The organism is Neisseria sp. P0022.S010, assembly GCF_051956635.1.
Genome location: NZ_JBQCXF010000148.1, coordinates 1 through 6857, shown reverse-complemented (window position 1 = coordinate 6857; position 6857 = coordinate 1). Strand labels below are relative to the sequence as shown.

Here is a 6857-nt window from a genome sequence, read left to right as displayed (position 1 = left end):
CCTCGGCATCGACTTTATTGCGTGCGAGCCATGGGAATGCAGGCATATTGGACTCCGGCACAACGTCGCGCGGGTTCAGCAGGTGGATGCGGTGCCATTCATCGGAATAACGGCCGCCGACACGAGCCAAATCCGGACCGGTACGTTTAGAACCCCATTGGAACGGATGGTCATAAACAGACTCACCGGCAACGGAGTAATGACCGTAACGTTCAGTTTCTGCACGGAATGGACGAATCATTTGAGAGTGGCAGTTGTAGCAGCCTTCGCGCACATAAATATCGCGACCTGCCACTTGCAGGGCGTTATATGGTTTCACGCCGGGTGCAGGTTCAGTAACTGCCTTGGAGAAGAACAGCGGGACAGCCTCGATCAGAAGGCCGACGCTGACTACAAGCAGGGTGAATACAATCAGTACACCAACTTTTTCTTCAGCTAATTGTTGCAATTTCATTTTGGTAGCCTATCTTTCTTATTATTAGTGGTGTTGGGTTTGAGAAACCGCAGGAATCTCAGCATCAACCGCTTTACCACTGATAGCAGTACGGTAAACGTTATATGCCATGATGCACATACCGCTCAGGTACAGAAGACCGCCGGTGAAACGAATCATGTAGTAAGGCATGGTACGTTTTACGGATTCAACGAAGGAATAAGTCAGTGTGCCGTCGTCATTCAAAGAACCCCACATCAGGCCTTGCATCACACCGGCAATCCACATTGCAGCGATATACAGAACCACGCCGATGGTCGCGATCCAGAAATGCGCCTCAACCAATTTGGTGCTGTACATTTCATTTTTGCCGAACAAGCGGGGAATCATATAGTAAACGGAACCGATGGTTACAAAGCCCACCCAGCCCAATGCGCCGGCGTGAACGTGTGCAACAGTCCAGTCGGTGTAGTGGCTCAGAGCGTTAACGGTTTTGATAGACATCATCGGGCCTTCGAAGGTAGACATACCGTAGAAAGACAGAGAAACGATCAAGAATTTCAAAATCGGGTCGGTACGCAGTTTGTCCCATGCGCCGGACAGAGTCATGATACCGTTGATCATACCGCCCCAAGAAGGCGCAAACAGGATCAAAGACAATACCATACCCAAAGATTGAGTCCAGTCAGGCAATGCGGTGTAGTGCAAGTGGTGTGAACCAGCCCACATATAAGTGAAAATCAAAGCCCAGAAGTGAACGACGGACAAGCGGTAAGAGTAAATCGGACGGCCCGCTTGTTTAGGTACGAAATAGTACATCATACCCAAGAAGCCGGCTGTCAGGAAAAAGCCCACCGCATTGTGGCCATACCACCATTGAACCATCGCATCAATCGCACCTGCGTAAACCGGATAAGATTTCATCAAACCGGCAGGGATGCTGATATTGTTGACGATGTGCAACAGTGCAACGGCCAAGATAAAGCCGCCGTAGAACCAGTTGGCAACGTAAATATGTTTGATTTTACGTTTGGCAATCGTACCGAAGAATACGATAGCGTAGGCAACCCACACCAGCGTAATCAAAATGTCGATAGGCCATTCCAACTCGGCGTATTCTTTACCTTGGGTGTAACCCATAGGCAAGCTGATGGCAGCAGCCACGATAACGGCCTGCCAACCCCAGAAGGTAAATGCAGGCAGCCAACCGCCAAACAGACGGGTATTACATGTACGTTGAACAACGTAGTATGATGTACCGATCAAACCACAACCACCGAATGCAAAAATAACCGCATTGGTGTGCAGAGGACGCAGGCGGCCAAAGTGGAACCAAGGTCCGATATTGGATAAATCTAGGGCCGGAGCAAAAAGCTGGGCAGCGACGATAACGCCAACCAACATGCCCACAATACCCCAAACTACAGTCATGATGGCGAACTGGCGCACCACTTTGTAGTTATAAGTTTGTGTGTCCATGGAAGTCTCCATAAATTATGGGTATAAAAAATTTTTATCTCACCCCAGCCCCTGCATTTACGAAAAGCGCAATACGGCCAAGGCTCAAATTTTTCTAAATTTAACATAGACACCACAACATGCCAAGCAAAATTACATTCCATATTGCATAAAAACTTTAGTGAGACATAATCTCATTTCTTTTATAATCAATAAATTATTTAAACATGTTCAATAAATCGGACACAGCATTTTTTCAAGCCCCCTTTTTCGTACAGTTTTATTGATATAGATTAAGCCTACCCTTTAAAACCCCTTCCTCTTAATAAACTTTAGCAAATTAACCAATAGCCATGATTAATTACAAAATTACCCCCAACTTTCTGTCTCATGAATGGCACATCACCTTATCATTCACTCAAACTGATGATTCTGAAACAGAAATCAGCCTGCCAAACTGGGTTCCCGGCAGCTATCTCATCCGTGACTTTGCCCGCCACATCACACACATCAACGCGTGCTGCAACGGCAAAGCCCAGCCACTGACACAAACCAGCAAAAACTATTGGCAAACCCCTGCCCTCAATGGAGCGTGGGAAATTTACTACACCGTCTACGCATTCGACTTGTCTGTTCGCGGCTCATTCCTCAGTACCGAGCGCGGCTTTTTTGATGGCGCGTGCCTATTCTTAAAAGTGCACGGACAAGAGGAACAACCACACCAAGTCGAATTTCCTACCCTGCCACACACATGGCAGATAGCCACCACCCTACCCCAAATTTCGGCGACCACTTTTCAGACGGCCTCATATGCCGAGCTTATTGATCATCCTGTTGAAACAGGCATCATCGAATTCCTCGACTTTGAAGCACAAGGCATCCCCCACCGTATTGCATTAAGCGGCATCTATCCTGATTTCGACCGCACCCGCTTCCTCGCCGATATTCAAAAAATCTGCGAAACCGAGTTAGCGATGTTCCCCTCCCCTGCCCCGTTTTCCGAATACCTTTTCCTATTACATCTGGGCGACAACCTTTATGGCGGACTGGAACACATCAGCAGCACCGCCCTACTCGCCGACCGCCACAGTCTGCCATCTTACGATATGGGTGAAGCCGACAAAGCCTATACCGAACTGCTCGGCCTCTTCTCCCATGAATACTTCCACGCATGGAACGTCAAATCCATCAAACCGGCCGTATTCGCACCTTACAACCTCGACCAAGAAAACTATACCGAGCAACTTTGGGCATTCGAAGGCATTACTTCCTACTACGACGACCTCTTTCTAGCCCGAAGCAAAACCATCAGCCCCGAAGCCTACCTTACCCTGCTTGCACAAAGCATCACACGTGTACAGCAGACACAAGGCCGCCTGAAACAAACACTTGCCCAATCCAGTTTCAGCGCGTGGGACAAGTTCTACAAACAAGACGAAAACAGCCCAAACGCCATCGTCAGCTACTATCAAAAAGGCGCACTGGCCGCACTTTGCCTCGACCTTATCATCCGTGAAAAAAGCCAAGGCAAATACACCATCGACAGCGTGATGCAGCAACACTATCGCGACTGGTGCAACACCCATCAAGGCATACCCGAAAAACACTGGCAAATCCGTTGCCAAGAAATGACCAGTTTAGATTTAGAAACCTTCTTTCAGACGGCCTTATACAGCACCGAAGACCTTCCGCTCGCAGAATGCCTACAAAGCGTAGGTGTCAAACTCGACTTTATTCCCCTACCTCGCCAACATGGCGGAGCATTTGCAAGCGAACCCCAATCGGTTGCCCCCGCCAACGATTTGGGCGCACGTTTCAAACAAAGCAGCGATCATGCCGTCCTGACTCATGTATTTAATGGCGGCAGTGCAGAAAATGCCGGACTCTGCCCGCAAGACAAAATCATCGCCCTAGGCGGCTATGCCTGCAACGACCTTGCGGCACAGTGGAGCAAACTGCCTATCGGCACGCGCACCACCATCCATTTCTTCCGTCAAGGCCTATTGCGTGAAACCAGCATCACAGTTCAAGCGGCAGAAGCCAATACTGCCCTGCTGCACATTACCGATCGCCAAAAACTCGAAAACTGGTTGTACAATCATTAAATAAAACTTCAAACGGCCTGCCACTTCCTAGGCCGTCTGAAATCAACATATCCATTTAATATAAAGAAAGGAAAAACTATGCCCATCCGTAAACTGACCGACACCCTCTATATCGCCCCCCAACTGACCGAAGCAGATGTCCAAGAAGCCGTACGTCTCGGCATCAAAACCATCATCTGCAACCGCCCGGACGGTGAAGAAGAAAACCAACCGGCTTTTGCCGAAGTGCAAAACTGGTTTAAAGAGGCTGGCATCAACCAATTCTCATCCCAGCCCGTTGTCGCGCCTCAAATCAACGCAGCCGATGTCGCAGCCTTCCAAAATCTGTTGCAACAATCTCCGGCTCCTATTCTTGCTTTCTGCCGCACCGGTACTCGCTGCTCCCTGCTTTGGGGTTATCATCAAGTGCAACACGGCGCATCCGTAGCCGAAGTAGTTGCCGCAGCCGAACAGGCTGGCGTCAACCTCAGCAACTTTGAAACCCGCCTGCAAGAAGCCAAAGATAAAGGTTTGGCTTAATACTTTATTTATATATAAGTAGTAGCCTTCAAACCAATCAGGCCGTCTGAAACCGATTATTCAGACGGCCTGATTGCCTTAGCTTATTTTTAATTTATTTCCACTATCCTAAAAATATATTTTCTAAATCAAGCCCGAATTGACCTGTATCAATACCCTGACCCTATTTTCATTTATAATGCCTTTCAATGATTCAGGGCCAAGCCCGAATCCTCCAGTTTCCTCGATAAGAGCCAGCTCTCTTATTAAATGATTTTTCTTTCCTCTTGATGTGTGTGTGTTTGGGTGTGGCCGAAAGCCACCCCCTTTTTTTTATACCTACCCCCTTTCAGGCCGTCTGAAAACTTTCAGACGGCCTTTCCTTTCCTCTCACAAAAATAGTATAAAATCCCCTTATCGTTCAAACCACAAACTCAAAACACCATGGTCAACAAACTCACTCCCCCTCCAAGCCTGCCCGATCCGCAAGACCTCCGCGCCATTATCGCTTACAACATGCGCCTCTACCGCGTTAATCACGGCTGGTCGCAAGAAGAACTGGCACGCCAATGCGGACTTGACCGCACCTACGTTTCCGCCGTCGAACGCAAACGCTGGAACATCGCCCTTTCCAACATCGAAAAAATCGCATCCGCGCTTAAAATCGCCCCTTACAAACTCCTCCTTCCGCCGCAAGAAATGCTCCGCCAAATGACCGAGCCTACCGATACCCAAGCCTAATTCACAGCCAGACACCATCATGCCCGCCGCCCAACAAGCCATCCAAATCTACCAGCAGCAAAAAGCCGCAGCAGAAACTGCCTACCGCCAAAACAACCGCCCTACCGCTTACTTCCGCGACCATATCGCCGCTGCTGAAACCCTACTGCAAACCCTCTGGCAAATCCACTTTCCCGACAGCAACGACATCAGTCTGATTGCCATCGGCGGCTTCGGACGTTGTGAACTCTACCCCCATTCTGACTGGGACTTAGCGATTATTTCCTCGGCCCCATTTTCAGACGGCCTGCAACAACAAACCGCCCAATTTATCCAAACCCTTTGGGACGCACGCCTCAATCCGGCCATCAAAAGCGGCAGCATAGAAGAAATCCTCCAAAGTACCCAAAACGACATTACCGGCGAAACCGCCTTTCTTGAAGCACGCCACCTACAAGGCGATGCCAAACTTACCGCCCAACTTCTAAACAAACTCAACACACGTCGCGACACAGCCGCCTTTATCGAAGCCAAACTCCTCGAAATGGAGCAACGCCATACAAAATCCCAAGGCACAGGCGCACAACTCGAACCCAACATCAAAACTTGCCCCGGCGGCCTGCGCGACATCCACACCCTTATCTGGACAGCCAAAGCACAAGGCATAGACAGCAACCCCACCGCCCTCGTTACCGCCGGTGTCCTCACACGCACCGAAGCCGGCATGCTGGCTCATGGCTACCGCCGCCTCGCCAACATCCGCATTCATCTCCACCTTACCGCCGACCGCCCCGAAGACAGGCTGCTTTTCGACTACCAGTCCCAAGTTGCCGAAAGCTTAGGCTATACCCAACCCGACATCCGCGGCAGAAGCGAAGCTCTGATGCACACCTTCTACCGCGCCACCAAAGCCATCAAACAACTCAACGGCATCCTCATTCCGGTTCTCAAAAACCATCAAACCTCCAGCCGCCCCCAACATATCCACCCCATCGACAGCCGCTACAAACGCATCGGCCACCAAATCGCCGCCAACGACCTTGCCCTGTTTGAACACAACCCCGAACACATCTTCACCATCATCCAAACCATGCAGGAGCAAAGCATCACCACCATCGAGCCGCAAACCCTGCGCGCATGGTGGGCGGCCACACGAAAAATCAACACCCGTTTCACCCAAAATCCAGAAAACCGCCGCCGCTTTATCCAATTCTTCAAACACGGTACCGGCCTCACCCAAACCCTCCGTTTTCTCAACCTCTACGGCGTACTTGGCCGCTATCTCCCCGCATGGGAGAAAATCACCGGCCTGCTCCAACACGACCTCTTCCATATTTACCCCGTAGACGACCACATCCTGACCGTTGTCCGCAATATGCGCCGTCTCGCCATCGAAACCCACAGCCACGAAATGCCCGAAGCCAGCGCCATCATGCAGGCCTATCCACGACCATATGTCCTCTACACCGCCGCCCTGCTGCACGACATCGCTAAAGGCCGTGGCGGCGATCACGCAAAAGAAGGCATCAAAGACGCACAACAATTCGCCGCCAACCACTACTACACCGAAGAAGAAAGCCACCTCCTCGCATGGCTGGTTGAAAACCACCTGCTCATGTCCACCGTTGCCCAAAAAGAAGACA

6 protein-coding genes are annotated in these 6857 nt (G+C 50.3%); 4 read left to right on the top strand and 2 right to left on the bottom strand.

Features of this window, described 5'->3' with window-relative positions; genetic code table 11:
- Together ccoO and ccoN are read right to left on the bottom strand one after the other, a co-directional pair.
- Nucleotides 1–454 (bottom strand): cytochrome-c oxidase, cbb3-type subunit II (ccoO, locus tag ACTHUT_RS12140; RefSeq protein ID WP_440418835.1); only part of this gene is annotated, 454 nt, incomplete at its 3' end.
- 24 nt (nt 455–478) lie between these two features.
- Nucleotides 479–1912 (bottom strand): cytochrome-c oxidase, cbb3-type subunit I, encoded by a 1434-nt coding sequence (gene ccoN, locus ACTHUT_RS12135; protein ID WP_003748780.1) that lies wholly within the window; start codon nt 1910–1912, stop codon nt 479–481.
- 332 nt (nt 1913–2244) lie between these two features.
- On the opposite strand from ccoN, the gene ACTHUT_RS12130 reads away from it, so the two are divergent.
- From ACTHUT_RS12130 to ACTHUT_RS12115, 4 genes are all read left to right on the top strand, one after another.
- Complete coding sequence (locus tag ACTHUT_RS12130; protein ID WP_049336034.1) at nt 2245–3996, top strand: M61 family metallopeptidase; 1752 nt, start codon at nt 2245–2247, stop codon at nt 3994–3996.
- Between the two features lie 78 nt (nt 3997–4074).
- Entirely contained in the window at nt 4075–4515 is a 441-nt protein-coding gene (locus tag ACTHUT_RS12125; RefSeq protein ID WP_049336036.1) for a TIGR01244 family sulfur transferase, read from the top strand.
- A gap of 423 nt (nt 4516–4938) precedes the next feature.
- A complete protein-coding gene (locus ACTHUT_RS12120) occupies nt 4939–5235 on the top strand; it encodes a helix-turn-helix domain-containing protein (RefSeq protein ID WP_004519584.1) in 297 nt (98 codons plus the stop codon).
- Between the two features lie 19 nt (nt 5236–5254).
- A partial coding sequence (locus tag ACTHUT_RS12115; protein ID WP_440418834.1) for an HD domain-containing protein occupies nt 5255–6857 on the top strand: 1603 nt, incomplete at its 3' end.

Excerpts from the sequence above, each read along its gene's own strand:
- ACTHUT_RS12120 (WP_004519584.1), top strand. The coding sequence starts at position 4,939 with ATGGTCAACAAACTCACTCCCCCTCCAAGCCTGCCCGATCCGCAAGAC.
- ccoN (WP_003748780.1), bottom strand. The coding sequence starts at position 1,912 with ATGGACACACAAACTTATAACTACAAAGTGGTGCGCCAGTTCGCCATC.
- ACTHUT_RS12130 (WP_049336034.1), top strand. The coding sequence starts at position 2,245 with ATGATTAATTACAAAATTACCCCCAACTTTCTGTCTCATGAATGGCAC.
- ACTHUT_RS12125 (WP_049336036.1), top strand. The coding sequence starts at position 4,075 with ATGCCCATCCGTAAACTGACCGACACCCTCTATATCGCCCCCCAACTG.